Source organism: Salinibacter pepae (genome assembly GCF_947077775.1).
Lineage (GTDB): Bacteria > Bacteroidota > Rhodothermia > Rhodothermales > Salinibacteraceae > Salinibacter > Salinibacter pepae.
Map to the genome: position 1 here is coordinate 2,126,938 of NZ_CAMTTE010000001.1, position 22,036 is coordinate 2,148,973.

Below are 22,036 nucleotides of genomic sequence, written 5' to 3' on the forward strand. Positions count from 1 at the left end.
CCTTTTCTCTCCCTTCTCTTCACAACGGTTGTGTAAAGTATGTGCGTGCGGGTGCCTTCTCCCAATCAGCGTCGCGGCGAAGCGATACGCGCGTACTCCATGCGAGACTCCTGCCGTCCAATCCTGCCGTCCATCCAGCGAGGCTCTCGGGCCTTTCGCCCAACCCCCCCTCGGCTCGGTTGACTGCGACGGGGTCGGGTCACGATGAGAGATCAGAGGCCCCCAGGATCGTTGCTGCTCGCGGTCCCACCTGATGCCCCCAGAAACGAATGAGTTCATCCACTAAGCCACTGGTTGGCGCCTACTCGGGGATTTTTTACATCGTGGGTGCTGCGTTCTTCTGGAGCCTAACGAGCGCCTTTGTCAAAGTCGTTGGCCAGGGGGGCGTGTCGAGTCAGCAGATTGTCCTCACCCGTGCCGCCGTCACTTTAATCTATAGCTACGTCCTCGTCCGATGGTCTGACGAGGCCTCTCTGTGGGGAACGGACCTGACGTTGCTCTGGCTCAGGGGCTTTTTCGGATTTGCAACCCTCAGTTGCTTTTTCTTTGCCCTCACGAAGCTTCCCCTGGCAGATGCCACCGTAATCCACTACACCAATCCCGTATTCACTGCCCTCATTGCCGCGGCAGTGCTTGGGGAGGAACTACGCACGTCGGAGCTTCTTGGGGCGCTTGCGAGTCTTGCAGGGGTCGCCCTTATCACACAGCCCTCGTTTCTATTTGGAGGCTCTGGCGCGGCACTCGATCTCACCTATGTCGGAATTGCCCTCCTGGGGGCCGTGTGCGCCTCGTCGGCGCAAGTACTGATCCGCAGGCTCCGCAAGACCGAGCACCCACTGGTGGTGGTGTTCTACTTTCCCTTCGTCGCCACGATCGGGGGACTTCCGACGGCAGCGGTCACCGATCTGCAGTGGCCGACGTTCTGGGAGTGGATCATGCTGATCGGAGGGGTTGCCGGCTGTGCTCAAGTTGCACAAATTCTGCTCACGAAGGGGCTCCACAATGAGAAAGCCGGTCGTGCCATGGCCGTGTCGTATCTCCAGATCGTCTTCGCCGCCGGGCTGGGGCTTCTCGTGTTTGGGGAAGCGGTCGACCTCTGGAGCATAGCGGGGGCGCTCCTCGTGGTTGCCGGGACAGGATTTGCCGCCTGGAAGCGGTAGGTCGGTCCTTGCCGCGGCCCAAGCGTCACGCACCGGGGGCCAGGTCCCTCAGGATGCGTCGTCGGAGCCAGTCTTTTGACTGTCGGGCAGATCGGCGCGGGCCAGGTCCCCTTCCATCTCCTCAGGCAGGTCCTTGCTGTTTTCCGCGCCCAGCTCCCTCAGCATCTCGACCTGCCGGAGCAGGTTGCCGCGCCCGTCGGTGAGCCGCTTCCGGGCGGTGTGGTAGCTCTCCTGGGCCTGATCGATCCGCTGGCCCACCTCCTCCAGCGCCTCGGCAAAGAGCACGAACTTGTCGTAGAGCCGCCCGCCCCGCTCGGCGATCTCCCGGGCGTTTTGGGTCTGCCGCTCCTGCCGCCAGATGTTGGCGATCGTCAGGGTCGTGGCCTGAAGCGTCGTCGGGCTTACGATCACCACCCCCTGGTCGAAGGCGCTCTGGTAGAGGCCCTCGTCGTTTTGCAGGGCCAGGGCGAAGGCCGGCTCGATCGGCATGAACATCAATGCAAAGTCCGGGCTCCGCTCGCCATAGAGGCTCCCGTAGTCCTTCGAGGCGAGCCCCTCGACGTGACTCCGAACCGACTGGAGGTGGTCCTTGAGGTGGCTCTGCCGCTCCTCCTCTCCATCTGCGGAGCTGAAGCGCCGGTACGCCGTGAGCGATACCTTCGAGTCGACCACGACAAATCGGTCCTCCGGCAGCTCAATCACGCAGTCCGGCCGGAGCCGCTTGCCCTGCCCGTTGGTCCGGCTGACCTGCGTGTGGTACTCCCGGCCCTCCTTCAGGCCGGACTCCTCCAGGATGCGCTTCAAGACCATCTCGCCCCAGTCGCCCTGGGTTTTGGACTGGCCCTCAAGGGCGCCCACGAGATCCTCGGCCCGCTCGGACATCGTCTCGTTCAGGTCGCTCAGCTGCTCGATCTGCGTCTCCAGCTGGCTACGCTCCTTAAGGCCCTTCTCGTAGGTCTCCTCGACCTTCTCCTTGAAGCCTTCCAGCTTCTCCTGAAGCGGACCGAGCAGCTGATCCAGGTTCTCCTCGTTTTGCTCGGTGAACTTCTCGGTCTTCTCCTCCAAGATCTCGTTGGCCAGGTTCTTGAACTGGTCCCTGAGCTCCTCCTGCTGCTTTTCGATGCGGCCCTCCTGCTCCTCCAGCCGGCTTCGGAGGTTTTCGTTTTTGGTCTTGAGGGTAGACGTCTCTTCCCTGAGGTCGCCGACCTGGCCGCTGAGCTCGTCCCGCTCGGCCTTGACGTCGCCGAGCTGGGACGTGAGGCTTTCGGTCTCCTGCTGGAGGGCGGAGACCTTCTGCTTCAGCGCAGAGACGTCCTCCTCCCGGTCCGCGAGGCCGCGCTCGTAGGCCGCCTCGACGCGGCGTTTCAAAGCCAACCACGCGATCCCGCCGCCGAGAAGGGCCGAGCCGAGGGCTAGAGCGAAAGAAAGAATGAGGATGTTGGGCATGCGTCAATAGGCTGGTTAATGCAGACGTGGAGAGCGCCGGTTCCCCCAGGAACGAATCCAGAGGGACTCCTGCTTTTGAGCTTTGCTTTTGAGCTTCCCCAGGCCCGTCGAAGAGCGTCCGGAAAGGGACAACTCTGGACCGCCCTGTAAAGTGCCTTATTCCCGCTTCTCCCCTTCCCCGTCGATGACCATCAAAAAGGCCGCCGTGATGGCCATGGCAATGCCGGTCAGCTTGACGGGAATATCCAACGGATCGGTCGAGTAGATGTAGAGCGACAGCATCACGGTAATCATTGGCGCCGCGGCGCTCGTCATGGGCGAGACAATGATGGCACGCCCGTACCGGTACGCGTACACGACGCAGAGAGCCCCAACTGCGTTGAGCAGCTGTATCGGAACGGCCAGCCCGGCCCCTCGCAGTCCCCAGTTGATCCTCTGTGAGAAGTCCGTCATCGCGATCGCGATCGGCACGAGAAGCAGAGCCGAGGCAGCCATGTAAAAAAAGACGCTCTCTGCCCTCATGGTCCGGTTCGCCCGCTTGATAATGTACCCTTGAATCCCCCATGCCGAAAACACGAGGAGCGCCAACCCGAGCCACGCGATCCCTCCACCGGCGGCTGTGGCGTCAGAGGACGGGCCCTCGGTTGACAGAAGAACGATCGCCACCAGTGCAGACGCGACTCCCACCCAGCCCTTCGGCCCAGCCCGTTCCCCGATCAACCACGCAGAAAGCAGGACCGTGACGACGGGAGACAGGGACACGATTGGAAACACGATGTATGCAGGTCCCAATCTAAGAACCTCAAATAGAATCAACTGCCCCCCTGCCCCGAGTCCCCCCGCCGCCATCCCCATACAGACAGAGTACACGTCGCAGTCCAGATCCCAATCGGCTATGCCCAGTGCCACGATCGCGGGAGGGACCATCGTGACCGCCCACACAGAGTATCCCAGTGGAGGGGGAAACCCGGCCTTTTCCGGAATCTCGATCAGAGCTCCCCAGGTTCCCCAAAGCATCGTTGTGACTGCGGCGAAGCCAATCCAAGCCCGTCTCTTCCCGACGTAGTGCCTCACAGACGTGGTTCAGGTGAAAGTGTAGGAGCGAACTCGTTCCGGCCCACCTCCGCGCCACCGATTCCGAAATTGAGCGGAGAACCGCGTTGGGGAGTGGGCATGCGCGCCGAAAGGCAAACACGCCGCAGCGCTGTTTGGCTCTCCGGCATGTCAGGCGTCCGGGCCGAAACGAGACTCCGATTAGAAGCGCCCTTTTTCTCTTCCGAAGCGTCCCTGCAAGGGATGCGCTTGTGCCCTGCTCAACAGGCTGCTCCGGACCCATGGGATCCCTTCCGCCGCGCCGAAAAGGAAGTCATCAGGGCCGCAGCGGGACGTCGTCGCCCGTTAGGTTTGGTGGGCGAATGAGGACCTTTCCGCTGGCCTCAGCAAAGCTTCCAAATATGCCGGTTCCGTTCTCGATGTCCTCGTCAACGTTCGGAATCTCGCCGGGGGCCAGGCTCATCTGCTGGGCCGACTGCGTGCGCAGAAAGTCGTAAAGGTTGTCGTCCACCACGCTTGCGCGGACCTGGTTCGGCCCGTAGAAGGCCACGGCAAGCCAGGGGAGCGTGATGCTGACGGTGCCGTCGTCGTTGGAGGTGAAGTTCGCCTCGTTCAGGAGGCCCGACGAGTTGACGCGGAACGACGCCAGGGTGTCGCTGTCGGCATCGTATTGTTCGAGATAGAATGGGGTCAGCAGGCGTCCGGCGACGCTATCGGGCGGGCTGGCGGGAATGGACTGCAGCTCAAGCAGGGACCGCGACGTGAGAACGTAAACGTTTTGCCGCTCCAGGGCAGACGGCCCGGGCCGGACCGTCAGTTCGAACTGGGGCGGGTCGGAGTTCTCGTCGTCCGGGTCCGGGTATGTCGTCGTGTCGTTCTGGGTCCGCACGGCCTCGACGGGGGCCGGCACGGTGGTCTCCGCAGTGACGACAGGGCCTTCCGGCGGGGCGGCCCGCAGCCGGTACGTGCCCTGAGGCTTGACGGTGGCTGGTGTCTCGGGGATGTAGAGCCCGTCCGTGCTGTCCGTCTCCGTGTACGGCACGGTCGCCGCGACGCCGCCGCTGTCGTTCAGGCGCTGCACCTGCACGTCCGCGCCCTGAACGGCCGTCCGCTCGGGGGTGTACTCCGCACTTGCCCGTGCGGTGCGCGTGAGCCGGACGGAGTCCATCGGCTCACCGGCCTCCAGGTAGGCTTCGACGACGACCTGGGATTCGGTCTCCAGGGCGGCCGTATCGCAGCCGACGAGGGCAGCAAGGCCAAAAATGGCGAAAAGCAGAAGGCGTCGCATACAGGAGGGGGCGGTGTGCCGGGTGCGAGAGCGCACAGGTCAACGGCAATGCTCAGCGGCAATACTCCGTCTAGAACGTGAGCGTGAACGACAGGTTGGGGATCGGGACCGGGATTTGGGGGATCTCGGTGCGCTCGAGGCTCCCGTCGTCCTGGCGCTCGTACTGGTAAAACCAGACGTTCCGCCGGGCATACGCGTTGATGAGCTGTATCTTGAACTCGTAGTCCGCAATCCCGAAGAATTTCCCGCTGCGGGTCGCCCCGATGTCGAGGCGATGGTAGGGGGGGAGCCGGGCGTTGTTGAAGGGGCTGATCAGCACCGTTCGCTCGTCGGTGGCGGACTGAAAGGGACTGTCCACGGTGCTAAACTGCCGTTCGGGGCGGGTGTAGGGCTGGCCCGTGCTGTAGCTGAACGTGCTGGTGAGGCGCCAGCCCCTGGTGAGCCGATAGTTCGCAACGAGCGTCAGGTCGTGAGTCCGGTCGTACTTCGGCGTGTAGTACTGAGGCCCCCCTGCCTGGGTCTCATTGATGTTCGGGAACCGGCGTTCGGTGCGCCCCAGCGTGTAGCTGAGGAAGCCGGTGAAGTCCCCGGTCTCTCGGCGCAGCAGCGCCTCCAACCCGTAAGCCCGCCCGTCGCCGATCTGGAACCGCTCGGCGTAGGGCACCCCTGCCGTGCCGGACGAAAACGGGTCCTCCCGGAACAGGCCGGGCATGGTGCGGCCATAGCCCTCAACCTCCGCCTGCCAGCCGTCCCCGAATTGCGTGGTCAGCCCCAGCGCCAGCTGGTCGCCCGAAGACGGGGGCACGCCTTCGTCGGACATCAGCCACGTGTCGAAGCCCGTAAAGAGCTGGCTGGTCTCCAGCGTGATGTACTGGTGGTAGCGCCCGTACGCCGCCTGCAGCTGCACGGAGGGGGACAAGGAGTATTCGGCCGAAAGGCGAGGGGAGAGGCGCCAAAAACTGCCCTTCTGGAAGTACGAGCCCCGAAGGCCCGCCTTGAGGGTCCAGTCGCCGGTCGGTTTGTACGTGTCCTGAACGTAGAGGGCCGCCTGCTGGCTGCGAAGGTCCTGGTCGAAGGTCACGGAGCCGTCGAAGGACTCCTGCAGCTGGAACGAGAGCAGGCTCCACTGGGCGCCGCCCTTCAGGGTGTGGTTCGAGCCGGGGGTGTACTCGATATCCGCATTCACCGACAGGTCGTCGACCCCGTTCGTCTGTTCGAACTCGGTGTTCGCGATGTTGGCCACCGGGGTGCTGCGGTACCGCGACCCGGTGACCTGCAGGGTCGAGAAGGCCTGGCTTCCGAAGAGGTGCGTCCAGTCCGCACTGATCGTCTGATTTCCGTAGTCGATGTCGAAGCGCCCGGCGGTTTGAAACTGCAGGTCCAGGCGGTCCTGCCCCCCGTACAGGGACAGAGAGAGCTTGTCGTCGGGGCCCGCGTCGTAGTTGACCTTCGCGTTCACGTCGTAAAACGCGAAGGCGTCCGGGATGCCATCCGTACCGGTGCGCCGCAGCCCCGCCAGCACGGGCTCAAGGGTCGAGCGGCGCACGGCGACCATGTACGAGCCGTCCGCCGAGTCGCCGCTTCCCCCGTAGGGCCCCTCGATGTACGCCCGGGACGCGAGCAGCCCCACGCTCAGCCCCCCGCTGGTCTCGCGGCGGTTTCCGTCCTTGTTGCGGATGTCGACCACCCCCCCGAGGCGCCCGCCGTACTCCACCGGATACGCCCCCTTGTACAGCTCCACGTCCTTGATCGCATCGGGGTTGAACGTGGAGAAGAAGCCGAAGAAATGGGTCGGGTTGTACACCGTGGTGCCGTCGAGCAGAATTAGGTTCTGGCCCGGCCCCCCGCCGCGGATGTAGAGGTTGCTGGAGTAGTCCGAGGCGGTTTTAATGCCGGGAAGCAGCTTCAGCGTGCGGAAGACGTCCGGCTGGAACGCGGTGGGGAGCTCCTTAATCAGGGCCGTCTCCACTTGGTCCATGCTCACGGAGCCCTCCTCGTCGGCCGCTTCGCCGGTCACGACGACCTCCTCGCCCGCCACGCCCGCCGGCTGAAGCTCGACGTCGAGACGGCGCGCCTCGCCGGCCGACAGGGTGATTTTCTCCACGCGGTTCTGGTAGCCGATGTAGGAGAACACAATCGTGTACGTGCCGGCGGAGAGGTCCTGAATCGTGTAGTAGCCCTCGCTGTTGGTGGCCGCCCCGCGGCTGGTCCCCTTGACGAGAGCGCTTGCCTGAATCAGCGTCTCGCCGGTCTCGGCGTCCCGCACGTAGCCGCTCAGGGACGCGCTCTCCTGGGCCCCGGCGGGGATGGGCCCCAGGGTCAGGAGAAGGGCTGCGCACAAGCCGGCGAGGGTGAAGACGGAACGGGAGTGCTCAGTCATACAACTGGGAGGCACACTTGGAATGTATTCAGGCCACGCGGGCAGAGCAGGCGACCGGACCGGCGGCATTCATCGGCGTGATTTCCTGTAGAACGGGCCCCTCATGCTCGATGCCCCCATGCTCGAGTCCGGCGGGGCCCTGTCGGTACGAGACTCTCTACCGGCACGGCGGGGGCTGCTGGTGAGAAGGCCCCTCCCGGCAACGAACCGCACGCTGGCAATGGGTCCTTTGGCGTGAGGGCACCCTCGGCGAACGTGGGGGCTTGGCAACCCAGGTCAGCGCTCCGGGGATCGGAGAGCACGCCCCCTCGCGCGCATCTCAGCGACTGGGCTCGGGGGCCTGGAGGCGCCTGCGGGTTCAAGGTCTCGAATCGACGGTTGGGAACGTCCCCTGCTCACGTCTGCAACGCGTCGCCCCTGAAGGAATGATTTCGCCTCAGAAAAAGAGGCCCCGCTTCAGGAGGCGCCCCCCGACACTCCGATCTCCCGAAGAAGGTCTGAGAGCGGCTCGGTCGTGCCGTCGGTATACTCCACGATTACCTGCTCGGCAGACCCGTCGTACCGGAGCGTCGCCACCTGGTTGCCCTGCAGCAGCACATCGACGCTCACGCGGTCACTGATCTCGTCCGCCGACGCGTCTTCGAGGGCAGAGAGCGCCCCAACGTCCGCTGCGTACTCGATCGCAAGGTCCTGCCCAACCTGCGTCGTGCCCTCGACGCGGCCAAGCGTGCTGTCATCGCCTTCGGCATCGTCCGGGGAGAGGTCCACGGTCGCTGTGGTGGCGGTCACTGGTTGACCATCGTTTCGAAACCGGTCTTCGTACTGGAATGTCCCGTTCTGACCACGCTTGAGACTGGTGGTGAAGGCAAGCGGATTCGCCGTCACGTCCAGCGAAAACGACTGCGGAATTCCAAGAAACGTGAACCCAACGTCCCTCAGGTCTACAGAGAAGATCTCTCCCTCATTTTCCAGTGCAAGCGAGGCTCCAATCTCGGTTGGTATCTGCTCTGTTGAACCTCCGACTGTGACCGACTGGGTCTCGTAGCGGCTCAGCGTAAAGGTTGCGTTGTTGCTCGGTGCGTCTGGGGACTCTGGAAACCGGAGAATGAGGCTGTCGGCCGGGCGCTCCTGGCGCCAGGCCTGCGTGTCCGAGGTCCAGACATAGACGCCTGTGCTGGCGTCGTAGTTGAAGTTCCCACCCGTCGTGTCGAGCACGGCCCCGAGGCCAGAGGTCAGCGCTTTGCCCCAACGCGAGACGGTCCTCCCCTCGGACCCTGAGGTCATCATCGCCTCGGACAGGCGGGCGAGAGGGGTCTGTTCAAACGTCGCGGCTGCTCCCTGCAGGCCACTCGCCGACTCGATGATCTGGGGTCGGGCCTCCTCCGCGGTCATGGGAGGAGAGGTTCCCCCTTGGTCGCAACCGAGAAGCCCGGCGCCGACCAGCGCGAACGCGAGCAAAAGTGCAGCACTGCGCAAACGGGTCCGCATGGCGCGATTCTCCTACTAGCAAAAGTGTCTGGACCTGTGTTAACAACGGGCCGCCGGAAGAGTGCCACTCGGCCGCCAGACATCACCCATTCGGAAAAGTGTGAGGCCCGCTGGGCCGGACGAAACCCGGGCTGTACAAGCGTGAATGGGCCTGGCGCCGCATGGCCGTGAGCCAAGCCACAGCCTCGTCGGCCACCAGTTCCTCATGCCACGGGTCGGGCGTGATACATGGCCAGCGTTCTTTCTGTCCCTCACAAGGCCCTGAGAGGCTATGCGGACCCCAAGGGTCTCAAGGCTGGTGCGAATCCGATACCTGCAAATATGAATTAGGTAAACCGAGGTGGAGAGAACGAAACTGGTCTTGGAAAAATGTTTTGTTTCAACGGCATTCATCGCGGCCGTACGTAGAGACAAAATTGCGGTGGATCCCCCTTCGAGAAATGCGAGCACACCGGGCGGGTCCCACCCCGAACTATCCCCCAGTAGGGATCGTCTCTGAACAGAAGGATCGTTCTCAGACAGGGGAGCAGGCTTGAGGACGTGCCGTGGGCACGGGCGTAACGCTGCCCTTCCGTTCCCAAAGAGCCATTTTCTGCTGGGAGCCGTTCCGGTGCCAAAAGCTCTTCGGGCCGCACTCGCAAGTTCCCATGTTCGATTCGGCCACCGATGCCCTCTCCCGTCCTTCAGCACTGGGCCGGCGCAGTGCCTTTCAGCTGTTGCTCGTCGTCGGTCTGACGCTGACGTCCTCCCTTCTGTTTGATGTCTACGCGGACTGGGTCCGCCAGGGAGACCCGCTGTGGACGACGGTACTGGAAAATTTGGTGCCGATCCTCCTGGCCCTGGCGCTTCCCTACGTCGGGTGGAGGCCTCTTCAAAGCCCATCCGGTGCTCCCTACCTACCGGACGTGGCGAAATACGCGTTGGTGGGAAGTCTTGGGCTGGGGCTTCTTGCTGGGCTCGTGGTGGGAGTGCAGGTCCTGCAGGAAGAAATCAAGCCTGCCGTCATCGTTCTGCAACTAACCACAGTCGGTGGAATCGCGGGCCTCTGCGTAGGATACAGTACCGCCCAGTTGAAGGAAGCCACACGCGACGCGCAGGACGACCGCAATCGGCTCGAAAATCTCTTGGACGGCCTTCCGGTTCCTGTCGTCCACGGGCGGGTTGAGGGAGAAACGCTCAACATCCTGGCTGCCAACGCTGCGTTCGAGAGGGCGTTCGGCCATGACCCCGAGGAATCCATCGGGGAGAACCTGTACGACCTCATCCGTCCGGGGGACACGCAGCGGGGCACCGGAAGAATTAATCACCAGGCCCTGGACTCGGGGGCCTCAGAGACGTATTCCGTATACACGGACATCACCAAGCGGAAGCGGCGGGAGGAGCGGCTTCAGACGCTGTATGCTCGCCTTCAGCTTGCGCTCGACGTGTCGGACACGGGGACGTTTGACTGGGAAATCCAGGCCGACGAGGTGATCTGGGACGAGACCTCCGAGCGGCTTTTTGGGTATGAGCCTGGGGGGTTCCCAGGAACGTTTGCGGCCTGGGCCCAGCGCGTTCATCCCGATGATCTTCCGGGTGTCCGGGAGGACATCGAGCAGGCAATCGATGCTCAAGAGGAGTTCAGGACGGAATTCCGGGCGCAGATCCCCGGTGGTCAGCAACGGTGGATTGAAGGCCGCGGTATTGTCGAGTATGACGATAGAGGAGAGCCGATTCGGATGCTGGGGATCCACACCGACATCACCGAGCGAAAGAAGCGCGAACAGACGCTCCGTGAGGCAAAAGAAAGGGCAGAGGAGGCCGCCCGGCTCAAGTCCGCGATGCTGGCAAACATGAGCCACGAGATCCGCACGCCCCTCACCTCCATCACCGGCTTCTCGGAGGTGCTGGAACAGAACCTCAGTGGCCAGCACGGAGACTTCGCCACCAAGATACGCAAAAGCAGTGAGCGGCTTCAGCGGACGCTCGAGTCGGTGCTCCATCTCTCAAAACTGGAGTCCAGCGTCCACAAGCTCAAGCGGGAGGAGGTCTCGCTGAGGGCTGTCGTCGAGGACGTTACCGCAGCGCTCCGTGACGACCTCACTGAAAAATCCCTCGCTCTGCAAACTGAGATCCCGGACTCACCAGTCAGCGGCATCTCGAACGAGGACGCCCTCCACCGAATCTGCCGAAACCTGCTAGAGAACGCGATTAAGTTTACGCCGGCGGGAGGCTGCGTGGGGATTCGCCTCCTGGATGAGGGCCGAAGCGCAACCCTTGAGATTGAGGACTCCGGGATCGGAATGGACCCGGAGAACGTGCCGGGGCTCTTTCAGGCCTTCAGACAAGAGTCGGAGGGGATGGCCCGTGAGTACGAGGGCAGCGGCCTGGGGCTGTCGATCGTGAAGCGGCTTACCGACGAGCTTGGGGGCGAGGTCGATGTCGAGACCGAAAAGGGCGAGGGCACCTGCTTTGCCGTAACGCTTCCCCTGACCGACGACGCGCACGAGCGCTCCGACGAGACCGTAGGTGGCTGAGGGGGGGCGCCGTCAAAGCCCGAGCAGTTCCCCAAATTGCGTCCAGCCCAGGATGGTCGCGAGCGTGGACCACCCGATTCCCAGAAAGCAGAGCACCGAAATCACCGCGTGGGCCCACTTTCGGCCCGTCCACACGAGCGTGCCGAGAAGGGCGACCAGGACCAGGTTGCCCGGGATCTCTTGGGGGTTGACGCTCCGCTCGGCAAACAGACTCGCGATCTGGCTGCTGATCTGGCTCGTGAGGATGAAGGCAATGAAGACCCCGAAGAACCACCGGCGGTGTGCCGTAGAAAAGTGAAATGCCCTCAGATCCAGTGGGGCCCGGGCCCCTAGCGACTCGACAGAGAATCCGCCGCCTGTCTCCGACCCAGGCGGTTCCCACCCCGGGTCGGGCAGCGCGAAGGCACAGGTCAGATACAAAAGCAGAAACGCGACAAGGTACGGGAGGAAAAACTCCGAGGTGGCTCCCTTCAGAAACGAAAACGAGTTCCACCAAAACTGAACGACAAGGAGAAACGCGGTGGCGGCCCAGAGAAGGGGCAGCCAGTGCCAGTTGACCGTCCGCCGGGGGCGAACCAGTTCGCGGAGGCTTTGGGCCAGGTCGGTCAGGCCGAGGCCGACGATAATCGAAAGCAGAGCGGCAATGTATTCGGGCTGACTCATGGTCGGAGGGACGGTCTGGCCGAGATCGGTCTGTGCGAGACAGGTTTGGGGAGGCGTTGGGCATCCGAAGTCGAACGCCGCATACGTGAGCTGCTAGGTACGTGAGCCGCTAGGAGAGAGGCGCGTTCCTTTGGACGGGGCCACGTAGACGCCGGTGGGCACGAATCGGTGAACACGAACCGATGAACACGAAGACGAAAGGTCTCCTGGGCGCAGCGCCGTTGCGGTCGGTAGCGAGCGTGGACGGGGCCTGGGGGGCGGACGAGTTTTAGGGGGGCGCCTCCGTCTTAACCGAGACCTGCACGGGGGCATTCCCTCGTGGACCCCTCTCGTCGCGGCCTGGAGGTCCCCCTCACGGCCGGAAACAGTCCCTGCGCCACGACGGGGGCCGGCACGGAGCCCAGCCGGACCGGGCAGGAGACCCTCTCCGGACCGCCTGGCCTCGGACCGACGGGAGAACGGCCGCCGGGCCCGACCGGACGCTATCAGGCCCGATAGGATGCCATCAGGCCCGATAGGATGCCATCAGGCCCGACAGGAACGAGAACCCACGCGGGGGAGGCAGCTCTCGGGACGGACGCCGTTCCCCGAACGCCTCCTGTTGAAGAGTGGCCCTTCAGAACTGAAAAGCGGGCCTTCAGATTCCCCCGAGGGCAGGCCCCCGAAAAGAAATGCCCCGAAAAGAAATGCCCCGAGACGAGCAGGTCCCCGAGACGAGCAGGTCATCGGGCGAAGAGGGCCCATCCGTCGCGCCAGCGGGCCCACTTGTCGCACGCACCGGACCGCCCAGGGGTATTTTCAGTCCAAGCATGTGCGCAGACGCGGAGCCGCACATGCAGAAGGCACACGTAGAAGCGTGAGCGTCGAGGGAACGCTTCCCCCTCGGGAAGCGCCCCTTCGTTTTCTTTGACAAGCATCTTTAGCCCGGACCCATGCAGACAGCACGCCGCTCTCAGACGACCGACCGACCTCGGAAACGCCACGACCGCAAGCGGGACGCGTCCAATTTCGACGACTACATGCTCGCCGTGGTCTCGGTGGCGCTGGTGGGATTTCTCATCGCGCTCTAGTCCCGTCGTGCTTTAGCACCATTGCGCTCGGGGCGCGCTGCGACCGCGTTGCGCTGCGGCGCCCGGCCTGCCAGGCTGCACGCCAGGCCAGCAGGCGCGCTCCGGAGGCGGTCTCGAGACTCGAGAGGAGCGCCCGCTCATGACGGCCGCCGCCAGCCAAGGATACATCCACTACGAGAAGGGCTCGCTCGTCATGTACGCCCTGAAGGAGTACCTCGGGGAGGAGACGGTCAACCGCGTGCTTCGGGAGTTCCTGCGGGCCAACCAATACCAGTCGCCCCCCTTCGTGACCTCCGAGGCGCTGGTCGAGCGGTTCGAGGCGGCCGCCCCCGACTCGCTGAAGGGCTTCGTGGGCGACCTCTTCCGCAAGATCACGCTTTACGACAACCGCGCCACCGGCGCTACCTACAGGGAAACGGCGGATGGACGGTACCGCGTGACCCTCACGGTCGAGGCCCGCAAGCAGCAGGCCGACAGCATCGGGGCGTCCCCCACGGAGGCGCCGATGGACCTGCCGGTGGAAATTGGCGTCTTCGCCGAGGAGAGCGACGTGGGCGCCGAGGACCAGCGGACGCTCTACCGGCAGACGCACCGGCTTACGAGCGGGACGCAAGAAATCACCGTGACGGTGGACGAGAAGCCGGCGCGGGCCGGCGTCGACCCCTTCACGCTACTCATCGATCGGGAAACCGAGGACAACATGACGACCGTCACCCGGGCTGAGTGACGTCCCCTCCGGTGTTGGCGTGGGGCCGGGCCTGCGTCCCGCTCGGGGGGGCGGCATTGTGGCTGGCTGCCGGCCTCCCGGGCGCAGCGCCGCCGCAATCAGTAGCGAATTCGAACGGAGACCGTGGCCCGCCGGCCCGGCAGGGAGCGGGTCCACCGCGAGACCGACCCGTCCGGGTGTGGCTCCAGTCCCCAGTCGGCCACGTTCCGGCGGCCCAGCACGTTGGCGACGCCGATCCGGCCCTCGACGCCGACCCCGGCCCAGGAGCGGGAGATGCGCACGCCGGCATCGAGCGTGTATCGGGGCGGCAGCCGATGGGTCTCGGGCCGATCCAGCTGGCGCTCGTCCCAGGCCGCCCCGAGGTCGTCGGGCGTCAGGTACGCGTAGTAGGCCCGCCGGTAGCCCCAGCGGCGGCCCCACACGCCCTCGCCGGTCGCCTCCAGCGCCAGGCCGGCGCCCAGGGGCACCTCGGCGGTGAGGGCAAGGCGGTGCGGGTCGGTCCACGGCACTAAGACCTGCCGACCGCCGAAGCGCCCCGGGAAGGTACGCTCGGCCCGGCTGTAGGCGTAGCGCAGCGACCCGGTGAGGGGCGTCCCCTCGTAGGCGACCTCCAGCCCGCCGCCATGCGCAAATCCGTGGCTGGGGGCGATGAACCGCGATGGGTCCGTCGGGGCGGCCGGCGCCGTAGGGGCGCCGCGCAGGGCCGGATAGTCGATGGCGAGCAGGTGGGGCTGCCACTTCCGGTAGCCCTCCACGTCGATCTGCCAGCGGGGCGCGGGCGCCCACGTCAGGTCGGCCGCGAGGTGGTAGGTGCGGGGCGGCGTGAGCGGGTCGGTGAGGGGGAGCCACATCCGCGTCGTAGGCACGACCGCCGTGGCGCCGTCGCGGATCAGGTCAAACTGTGTGGTGAACTGTCGGTAGAGGCCGCCCCGCACGCTCAGGCCCACCGTGCCTAGCCCCCCAATGGACCGGTCGTAGCGGAGCGCGCCCCGCGGCTCGGCGAACACGGTCCCCTGCCCGGGGCGGCTCGTCAGCCGGAGCCCCCCGTCGAGCTGCAGGTGGGCCCCGAGGCCAATCGTCATCTCGGCCGCGGTCGTGAGCCGGCTCGTGTGGGCCCGGTGCTGAAGCTGCGGGGCAAACGCGTTCCCGATGCGGACGCGGCTCCGCTGATGCGTAAGGCCGCCGGACCACACGAGGCCCCAGCGAGGACCGAGGGCCACGTCAACCTCTCCCTCCAAAAGAACGTCCGTGACCGCGCTTGTGCCCTCCTCCCCACGGGCGGCCTGGCGCGCCGCGGCCACCCCTGCCTCCGAGCGAAGCGACGAGGGCGAGGTGAACTGGACCTCGCCCACCTCCGAGGCGGCCGTGCCCCGGTAGTGGCTCACGCCGGCCTGCAAAGTTGCGGTCGTGCGGCCGGAGACCGGCGCCTGGTAGCGGGCCTGCGCGACCGTATTCGACCAGTCCTGCTCGTCGCGGGTTGGCAGCTTGAAGGGGGAGGAGTCGAGGGAGAAGTCGTCCCCCTCCTCGCCGGTTTGCCCGAGGTCCGTACCGATGGGCTGGCCCAGCACGAGGTCGGCCCCGAGGGTGCTGCGGCCGTGGTAGGCGGACAGGTCGAGCCGTGTGGCGGGGCCGAGGTCGAAGCGGAGCGCGCCGTGCAGGTCGTAGAAGCCGGCGCTCGGCTGGGTGCGGGCGCCCAGCGACCCGCCGGCGAGGGAGGTGTCGGCGGACACCTGCGCCGCCGCGAGCATGGGGTCGAGCGTCGACCACCGGTCGATGAGGTCGTGGAGCCCGGCGTCCTGGTACACGTCCCACACGCTCGTGCGGCCGGCCACCATGGCCGAGACGGGCGTGTCGCCCAGCGTCGCACTGCCCTGCAGCCGGGCGCCCAGGCTGCGCGAGTCGGCGCGAACGGTGCCGTACTGCCCGCCCGGATCCGAAGGGGCCGGAAGGTCGTGGGTGAGTTCGAGGGTGCCGGACAGGGCGTTCCCGCGGAGGGCCCCGAAGCCGGCCTTCCGGGCCGTGAGGCCCTCTAGCGCCAGCGGGCTGAAGGCGCCGAGGAGGCGACCTGCACTCGCCGGATTGCGCACGGGCATGCCGTCGAGGCGGAGCGTATGCCCGCCGGCCGGGCCGCCCTGGATGTGCAGGTCGGCGTAGGGCGCGGACGCAGTCACGCCGAGAACGGACCCGGCGGCGCCGAGCACGTCGGGCACCTCGGTCGCCCCGCCGGCCCGGAGCGGCGCCGCCGGCACGCGGTCCGCCTCGCGCCGGGCCGACGGCAGGCCGTAGCGGTCGGCGTCGATGAAAAGCGAGTCGGCCGCGATGGGCGAGGGGGCAAGGACGGCCTCGTGGCGGGCGGTATCGTTGGGGGGCACGTAGACGGTCGCCTCGTGGCGGCGGTAGCCGAGGTGGCTGACCACGACCGTGTGGGGGCCGGGCAGGAGACCGGACACGTGAAACCGGCCGGTCGAGTCGGTGACCGTTCCGCGAAATTCTTGGGCGTCCGGCAGGCGGACGTGCGCGTCGGGGAGGAGGCGCCCGGCCTCCCCGTCCCGGACGATCCCGGCCAGCCGCCCCACCCGTGGCGGCCGCCGGACGGGCGAGCGAAGGACGTAGGTGCCCTGGGAGGTCCGGACGTAGTCGACGGGGTGCCCGGCCAGCAGGCAGCGGAGGAGGGCCTCCGGGGGCGACGTGTCCGTGACGCAGGAGGCCCGCCGCCCTGACACGAGGGACGCGTCGTACACGAGGCTAATGCCGGTCGCCGTGGCCATCTGCTCCAGCGCCTGCTCCAGCGGGGCATCCTGAATGCCTAGGGCGGCAGGTTTCCCCGTGCTGGGCTGCGCCACTGCGCGTCCCCCAGACAGAAGGGGGCCCCCGAGCAATAGCACGACCAGGAGCGCGGTCGCCGGAAGCGAGTGCGGCGCGTTTGGCGTGGCGCCTGGAGCTGTCATGGCGGCCGGAGCGGAATGCAAACCAGAGGCGAGAACGTGGCCGGACCGAACTGACCGATCCGGAGCCCGACCCGGAATTACCGACCTGCCGGGGCCGCGAAGAGCTCAAACCCGCGGCTCGTGGGGCGGTAGTTTAGATTGCGGGCCGTACAGAGGTCGTGAAGAATGGTTTCCAGATCCGGCGCCTCCGGGTAGTAGAGGGAGACCGGCGCCCGGGTCTCCTCCACGGAGTCGTGGAGGCGCAGGGTGGCGTCGAAGCGGCGCTCCAGGTCCTGAAGCACCGACGTGAGCGGCCGGGCCTGGGCCGCAAACCCCCCGTTTCGCCAGGCGAGGGCGTACTTGGGGGCGGCCGGTTCCGGAGGCGTGGGCGTGGCATCGGGGCCGGCCACCTGGCTTTTCGCCCCGGGCTCGGACAGCACCACGCGCCTCTCCGGCCGTGTCCGGGCGGCTACCTCGACGCGGCCCGCGACGAGCGTTACCTCGGTCGCCGCTGCGGGGTCGGCCGAGCGGGGGGCGGCCGAGCGGGCGTCGTCCCGATCGGCGTTTTCGGGCCGAGCGTTCCCGGGGCGGGCGCGGACGTTGAACCGAGTGCCCGTGACGGCCACCTCCGCACTGGCGGTTTCGATGAGGAAGGGGCGGTCCCCGTCCTCGACCTCGAAGAACGCCTCCCCGCCCAGCTCCACGGCGCGGCGGGCAGCGTCCACGAACGGCCAGGACTGAAAGCCCCGCCGGTAGGTGAGCGTGGTGCCGCTGTTGAGGTGGGCGGTCGACCCGTCCGGCAGGGCCGCCGTGCGCTGCTGCCCGGGCGGGGCCGTGATCGTGACCGGCTGCCGCCACAGCCAAAGGCCCCCGGCCAGCACGAGGGTCGCGACGGCCAGCCCCATGGCCACCCGCCACGAGTGGGCGCGGCGCGACCGGCGGGCCGGGCGCTGCCGGCGCCGCGACTTTGGGGCCGCTTCTGTCTGTTCCGTCTGGGGGGCGGTGCCGGAAGCAGTGCCGTTTGCCGGGGTCGCGTCCAGCTCGGGATGCGCCTCCGTGAGGGCGTCCCACGCCGCGTCGGGGTCTGCCTCCTCGGTGGCGGGGGCATCCGCGCCGCCCAGCAGCTCCCAGACTGCACCGAGGCTCGACCGCCCCTCGGGCGACTCCTCCTGGAGGCGCTCTTCTAAGAAGTCGGGAAGGGAGGGGGTATCATTGCTCATCGCGGCCTAGCAGGTCGGGTTCGTAGTCGTTGACGCGGCCTCGCAGGTGCTTCAGGGCCCGGACGATGTGGTTGTTCACCGTGCGGGGGGAGATGCCCATCACGTCGGCCGCCTCCTCGTGGCTCAGGCCCTCGAAGCGGGTCAGCACGAGGGCCTCGCGCTGCCGCCCCGTCAGTTCGCCGATCCACTGCCAGAGCCGGTCCTCGAGCTGGTCGGCATCGGCCTGGTCGTCGGGGCGGGCCGGCGAGGCCGGCTGGGCGGCCGTCTTGTCGCGCACGGCCGGCTCCTTCTCGTCCCGGGTGCGCCGGTTGCGCTCGTGGTTGTATGCCCGGTTGCGGGCGATGCGGTAGAGGTACGCTTCCAGTGACTGGCCCGGGCTCAGGGACTCCCGCGCCTCCCACAAGCGAATGAACGTGTCCTGGGCCACGTCCTGGGCCGCCTCCGCCGACGACGTGATCGACCGGACGTACCGAAAAACCGGCTCGTACATCGCGTCGAAGAGCGCGGCGTAGGCCTCCCGGTCCGACGCCTTGAGGCGGCGGCACCACTCCTCGAATGGAGGCGTGTCGGGCATGGGAACGAGAATACGGATTCGTGTTGCTCCGGCCCCGCGTAGGGTTCAACACGCGTCGGCCCGCCGGTGACCACCGCACCTGAATGCTTTCGAACGGCCGCTTCCCGGGAAAAGGCTCTCGCAAGCGGCCGGAGGGGCGGCCAGACAGGCCGCAAGAGCTACCGCTCGATCCAGACGTTTCGGTAGGCGTCGACGCGGGCCCGCCAGCCGGGCGGCACGACGATGGTCGTGTCGTACTGGTGCAGCACGGCGGGGCCCTCAAGCGTGTGCCCGTGGTGCAGGGCCGTGCGGGCGTAGGCGGTCGTCTCCGTCGGGCCGCCGGGCGAAAAACAGACCGGGCGGGTGCCGATTTCGGCGTCCCGCAGGGGCAGGTCGGTCTCGGGCTCGCGGGGAAGGGGCGGGGGCGAGACGGGCACCGTCCCGCGGGCCCGCAGGGCGACGGCCTCGACCGGGGCCTCCGGGGCGGCGTGGCCGTAGCGCCGGCGGTGGCGGTCGTGGAAGGCCTCGGCGACGCCGCCCAAAGCCGGTGCCGTGACGGGGGAGGCCAGGGGCACGGTCACCTCGTAGCTCTGGCCCACGTAGCGCAGGTCGAGCTCGAAGGCGACCTCGGGCGTGCCATGGCCCTCCAGGACGGACTCGATGTCCTCAGCCAGGGCGCTGGCGGCGCGCTGGATTGAGGCGGGATCGTCCTGGAGCGCGCCAACGGGGGTCAAGAGTGCCCGGGAGGCGTCATGGGTCACGTCGGCCATGAGCAGGCCGAGCGCGCTGAGCGCGCCGGGCGCGGGGGGCACCAGCACGCGGGGCATGCCGAGCGCCTCCGCCAGGGCCGCCGCGTGGAGGGGGCCGGCCCCGCCGAACGGAACGAGCGTGTAGTCCCGCGGGTCGTGGCCCCGCTCCACCGACACGCGCCGAAGGGCCCGCTCCATCGTCGCGTTGGCGACCCGCAGGACGCCGAGGGCGGTCTCCTCCAGCGATCGGCCCAGCGTTTCGCCGAGGCGCCCCACTGCGCTGCGGGCGGCCTCCGGGGCCATGTCGAGGGCATCGGTGCCGCCGAGCACGCGGTCGGGGTCGAGGCGGCCTAGCGTGAGGTGCGCGTCGGTGACCGTCGGCCGGGTGCCGCCGCGCCCGTAGCAGACCGGCCCCGGCTCGGCCCCCGCGCTCTCCGGGCCTACCCGCAGGCTGCCGCCGGCGTCGACGTGGGCGATGCTGCCGCCCCCGGCCCCGACGGTGTGAATATCGGTGGCGGGGAGGCGAAGCGGGAGGCCGGCGATCGTATGCTCGGTGGCGCGGGGCACCGCCCCGTCGCAGAGGGCCACGTCGGCGCTCGTGCCGCCCATGTCGAGGGTCATCACGCGAGGCGCCTCGCCCAGGGCGCGCCGGGCCACCCCGAGGGCGCCGACCACCCCGCCGGCCGGGCCACTCAGGGCCAGGCGGGCGGCCTGCTCGCCGGCGGGCCCCGGTCCAATCGTGCCGCCGCTCGACTGCATGACGCGAACCGGCCGCTCGCTCAGTTCGTCGCCGAGACGCGTCAGGTAGCGCTCCACCCTAGGGCGGACGTACGCGTTGGCGACCGTCGTAGCCGTGCGCTCGTACTCCCGGTGCTCAGGCAAGAGGGCGCTGCTTCGGGTCACCGGGACCTCCTCGGGCAGCTCGTCTCGAAGGAGCTCGGCGGCCCGCTTCTCGTGCTCGGGGTTCCGGTAGGAGAAAAGAAACGCGAGGGCGACGCTCTGGACGTCCTGTTCCTCGAGAACGCGGGCCACGCGGCGCACGGCCGCCTCGTCCAGCGGGGTGAGGATGTCCCCCTCGGCACTGATGCGCTCCGGCACTTCGTGGCGCCGGGCGGCCGGCACCAGGGGATCGGGCCGCGTCGGCGTCAGGTCGTAGAGGTCGGGCCGGTCCTGCCGCCCGATGGCGAGCACGTCGGCGAAGCCCTCCGTGGTCACCAGCGCCGCCTTCGCGCCTTGCCGCTCCAAAAGCGCGTTCGTCGCCGTCGTGGTGCCGTGGGCGATGGGCGCCGCGGGGGGCACGTCGAGCCGACCGAGCCCCGTGCCGACGGCCTCGTGTTGGGGGTCGGTGGTCGGGACCTTGCGCACCTCCAGGCCCGCCCCGGTCGCCACGACGAAGTCGGTGAACGTGCCGCCGACGTCGATCCCCACCTCAGAAAGGCCGTCTGTATCGGAGGCGCCGGAAGCAGGCATCGGGGATGCAGGAATGATGCGGTGGCGTGGGGATGCCCAAAAGACGGAGGCGCCCCGACACAATCAACCGCCGTGCGCCGCCGAGCTTGTGGCTGCGCCTGCGGAATTTCCTGCGTGCCGGGGCGCTCGATGTCCACCTCAAAGAAACCACACGGGGTAGTGACAATTGTTGTCACCACGTAGTGACAATAGTAGTAACAATAGAAGCGACCGGTCGTCTTTTCAATTCTCTCTCCCATGAAGTCGTTTGAAGAAAGGGGCCTTCCTGCCCTATCGCTCGACCATGATCTGATGCGATCGGTGGGCCGGCTCCATGAGTATCGGGGACGGGAACAGCTATACACGCAGCAAGCCCGCCAGTCGCTCGACACCTTGAGGGAGGTGGCAGTCGTCCGGAGCGCCGAGTCCTCAAATCGAATTGAAGGGGTAGAGGCGGCACCAGAGCGCATCAAGAAACTGATGGACGAAAGCGCGGCTCCGGAGACGCGCTCTGAGCAGGCTATCGCGGGCTACCGGGATGTTTTGAATACCATCCACACTCGTCACGAAGACATCGAGCTTTCGAGTGGCGTTGTCCGACAGTTTCATCGGGACCTGTTCAAATACACCAGCAGACGCGGTGGGGACTGGAAGTCGGCCGGTAACGACATCATCGAACAGCATCCGGACGGCAGGGAGGTGGTCCGGTTCAAAACCGTGTCGCCACACCGAACGCCCGACTACATGAAGACGCTTCACGACCGGTTTGGTCGGGCCTGGGCGGAGAAAGAGGTGGATTCACTGCTGCTCATTGCAGCGTATGTTCTGGACTTTCTGTGCATCCATCCCTTTCGAGATGGCAATGGCCGGATGGCCCGACTTCTGACACTTCTGCTCCTTTACAGGGCCGATTACGGGGTAGGGCAGTACATCAGTGTGGAAAAGCTCGTTGAGGACAGCCGGGAAAGTTACTATGACACGCTGCATCGCTCGTCCCAGGGGTGGCACGAGGGAAACCACAATCTTCGGCCCTGGACGGACTATTTTCTCGGAACGCTCCTAGCGGCCTACGAAGAGTTTGAGGATCGGGTCGGCGAACTTCGCACCCAGCGGGGGGCGAAGACGCAGCGGATTCTCGATGCGGTCAAGGAGCTGCCCGACGGATTCAAGACGCGGGACGTAGAAGAGCTCTGTCCCAGCGTGAGCCGATCGCTCATTCGGAAGGTGTTCAACGAACTCAAGGAGCAGAGGAGGATCAAAGCCGAAGGCAGAGGACCTGCTGCCGTTTGGCGCAAGATCGGGGAGTACGGATAGGCATCCACTTCGAGAGGGCAAGCAGTTCGTGTC

Annotated in this window: 15 protein-coding genes; 5 read left to right on the plus strand and 10 right to left on the minus strand. The window is 66.7% G+C overall.

The window, feature by feature from the left end; genetic code table 11:
* Nucleotides 1–269 precede the first annotated feature (269 nt).
* Nucleotides 270–1,160, plus strand: coding sequence for a DMT family transporter (locus tag OJA40_RS08920; protein ID WP_118829879.1), 891 nt, complete (start codon nucleotides 270–272; stop codon nucleotides 1,158–1,160).
* Nucleotides 1,161–1,208: 48 nt separating this feature from the next.
* Here OJA40_RS08920 and OJA40_RS08925 read toward each other — a convergent pair whose 3' ends face one another.
* The 5 genes from OJA40_RS08925 to OJA40_RS08945 all read right to left on the minus strand — a co-directional run bounded on the left by OJA40_RS08925 (nucleotide 1,209) and on the right by OJA40_RS08945 (nucleotide 8,719).
* Nucleotides 1,209–2,606, minus strand: a complete 1,398-nt coding sequence (locus OJA40_RS08925; RefSeq protein ID WP_259084113.1) for a DNA recombination protein RmuC — start codon at nucleotides 2,604–2,606, stop codon at nucleotides 1,209–1,211.
* Between the two features lie 156 nt (nucleotides 2,607–2,762).
* On the minus strand, nucleotides 2,763–3,680 hold the full coding sequence (locus tag OJA40_RS15655; protein WP_480918970.1) for an EamA family transporter: 918 nt from the start codon (nucleotides 3,678–3,680) through the stop codon (nucleotides 2,763–2,765).
* A gap of 295 nt (nucleotides 3,681–3,975) precedes the next feature.
* Entirely contained in the window at nucleotides 3,976–4,947 is a 972-nt protein-coding gene (locus OJA40_RS08935; protein ID WP_263810386.1) for a DUF4249 domain-containing protein, read from the minus strand.
* A gap of 70 nt (nucleotides 4,948–5,017) precedes the next feature.
* Nucleotides 5,018–7,327: a TonB-dependent receptor gene (locus OJA40_RS08940; RefSeq protein ID WP_263810388.1), complete on the minus strand. Its 2,310-nt coding sequence runs from the start codon at nucleotides 7,325–7,327 to the stop codon at nucleotides 5,018–5,020.
* A 456-nt stretch (nucleotides 7,328–7,783) separates the two neighbouring features.
* Nucleotides 7,784–8,719 (minus strand): hypothetical protein, encoded by a 936-nt coding sequence (locus OJA40_RS08945; protein ID WP_263810389.1) that lies wholly within the window; start codon nucleotides 8,717–8,719, stop codon nucleotides 7,784–7,786.
* 743 nt (nucleotides 8,720–9,462) lie between these two features.
* Here OJA40_RS08945 and OJA40_RS08950 point away from each other — a divergent pair.
* Nucleotides 9,463–11,331, plus strand: coding sequence for a PAS domain-containing sensor histidine kinase (locus OJA40_RS08950; protein WP_263810390.1), 1,869 nt, complete (start codon nucleotides 9,463–9,465; stop codon nucleotides 11,329–11,331).
* A 12-nt stretch (nucleotides 11,332–11,343) separates the two neighbouring features.
* Here the strand turns inward: OJA40_RS08950 and OJA40_RS08955 are convergent, their stop codons facing one another.
* The gene (locus OJA40_RS08955) at nucleotides 11,344–11,994 is read right to left on the minus strand and encodes a hypothetical protein (protein WP_263810391.1); all 651 of its coding nucleotides are present in this window, start codon (nucleotides 11,992–11,994) and stop codon (nucleotides 11,344–11,346) included.
* Nucleotides 11,995–12,926: 932 nt separating this feature from the next.
* On the opposite strand from OJA40_RS08955, the gene OJA40_RS08960 reads away from it, so the two are divergent.
* Nucleotides 12,927–13,064 (plus strand): hypothetical protein, encoded by a 138-nt coding sequence (locus tag OJA40_RS08960; protein ID WP_013060693.1) that lies wholly within the window; start codon nucleotides 12,927–12,929, stop codon nucleotides 13,062–13,064.
* A 139-nt stretch (nucleotides 13,065–13,203) separates the two neighbouring features.
* Entirely contained in the window at nucleotides 13,204–13,791 is a 588-nt protein-coding gene (locus tag OJA40_RS08965; protein ID WP_251930066.1) for a M1 aminopeptidase family protein, read from the plus strand.
* Nucleotides 13,792–13,889: 98 nt separating this feature from the next.
* On the opposite strand, the gene OJA40_RS08970 is transcribed toward OJA40_RS08965, so the two are convergent.
* The 4 genes from OJA40_RS08970 to OJA40_RS08985 all read right to left on the minus strand — a co-directional run bounded on the left by OJA40_RS08970 (nucleotide 13,890) and on the right by OJA40_RS08985 (nucleotide 20,710).
* Nucleotides 13,890–16,739: a carboxypeptidase regulatory-like domain-containing protein gene (locus OJA40_RS08970; protein ID WP_259171010.1), complete on the minus strand. Its 2,850-nt coding sequence runs from the start codon at nucleotides 16,737–16,739 to the stop codon at nucleotides 13,890–13,892.
* Nucleotides 16,740–16,816: 77 nt separating this feature from the next.
* Entirely contained in the window at nucleotides 16,817–17,938 is a 1,122-nt protein-coding gene (locus OJA40_RS08975) for a FecR family protein (protein WP_259171009.1), read from the minus strand.
* Nucleotides 17,928–18,512: an RNA polymerase sigma factor gene (locus tag OJA40_RS08980; RefSeq protein WP_259044756.1), complete on the minus strand. Its 585-nt coding sequence runs from the start codon at nucleotides 18,510–18,512 to the stop codon at nucleotides 17,928–17,930. Before OJA40_RS08980 ends, OJA40_RS08975 begins: the two co-directional genes overlap by 11 nt.
* Nucleotides 18,513–18,670: 158 nt before the next feature.
* Nucleotides 18,671–20,710 (minus strand): hydantoinase/oxoprolinase family protein, encoded by a 2,040-nt coding sequence (locus tag OJA40_RS08985; protein WP_259171008.1) that lies wholly within the window; start codon nucleotides 20,708–20,710, stop codon nucleotides 18,671–18,673.
* A 237-nt stretch (nucleotides 20,711–20,947) separates the two neighbouring features.
* Between OJA40_RS08985 and OJA40_RS08990 the strand changes: the two genes are divergently transcribed.
* Nucleotides 20,948–22,003 (plus strand): Fic family protein, encoded by a 1,056-nt coding sequence (locus OJA40_RS08990; protein ID WP_259171007.1) that lies wholly within the window; start codon nucleotides 20,948–20,950, stop codon nucleotides 22,001–22,003.
* The last annotated feature ends 33 nt before the right edge of the window (nucleotides 22,004–22,036 follow it).

Excerpts from the sequence above, each read along its gene's own strand:
- OJA40_RS08980 (WP_259044756.1), bottom strand. The coding sequence starts at position 18,512 with ATGCCCGACACGCCTCCATTCGAGGAGTGGTGCCGCCGCCTCAAGGCG.
- OJA40_RS08955 (WP_263810391.1), bottom strand. The coding sequence starts at position 11,994 with ATGAGTCAGCCCGAATACATTGCCGCTCTGCTTTCGATTATCGTCGGC.
- OJA40_RS08945 (WP_263810389.1), bottom strand. The coding sequence starts at position 8,719 with ATGACCGCGGAGGAGGCCCGACCCCAGATCATCGAGTCGGCGAGTGGC.
- OJA40_RS08970 (WP_259171010.1), bottom strand. The coding sequence starts at position 16,739 with ATGACAGCTCCAGGCGCCACGCCAAACGCGCCGCACTCGCTTCCGGCG.
- OJA40_RS08920 (WP_118829879.1), top strand. The coding sequence starts at position 270 with ATGAGTTCATCCACTAAGCCACTGGTTGGCGCCTACTCGGGGATTTTT.
- OJA40_RS08985 (WP_259171008.1), bottom strand. The coding sequence starts at position 20,710 with ATGCCTGCTTCCGGCGCCTCCGATACAGACGGCCTTTCTGAGGTGGGG.
- OJA40_RS08990 (WP_259171007.1), top strand. The coding sequence starts at position 20,948 with ATGAAGTCGTTTGAAGAAAGGGGCCTTCCTGCCCTATCGCTCGACCAT.
- OJA40_RS08975 (WP_259171009.1), bottom strand. The coding sequence starts at position 17,938 with ATGAGCAATGATACCCCCTCCCTTCCCGACTTCTTAGAAGAGCGCCTC.
- OJA40_RS08965 (WP_251930066.1), top strand. The coding sequence starts at position 13,204 with ATGACGGCCGCCGCCAGCCAAGGATACATCCACTACGAGAAGGGCTCG.
- OJA40_RS08950 (WP_263810390.1), top strand. The coding sequence starts at position 9,463 with ATGTTCGATTCGGCCACCGATGCCCTCTCCCGTCCTTCAGCACTGGGC.
- OJA40_RS08935 (WP_263810386.1), bottom strand. The coding sequence starts at position 4,947 with ATGCGACGCCTTCTGCTTTTCGCCATTTTTGGCCTTGCTGCCCTCGTC.
- OJA40_RS08940 (WP_263810388.1), bottom strand. The coding sequence starts at position 7,327 with ATGACTGAGCACTCCCGTTCCGTCTTCACCCTCGCCGGCTTGTGCGCA.
- OJA40_RS08925 (WP_259084113.1), bottom strand. The coding sequence starts at position 2,606 with ATGCCCAACATCCTCATTCTTTCTTTCGCTCTAGCCCTCGGCTCGGCC.
- OJA40_RS08960 (WP_013060693.1), top strand. The coding sequence starts at position 12,927 with ATGCAGACAGCACGCCGCTCTCAGACGACCGACCGACCTCGGAAACGC.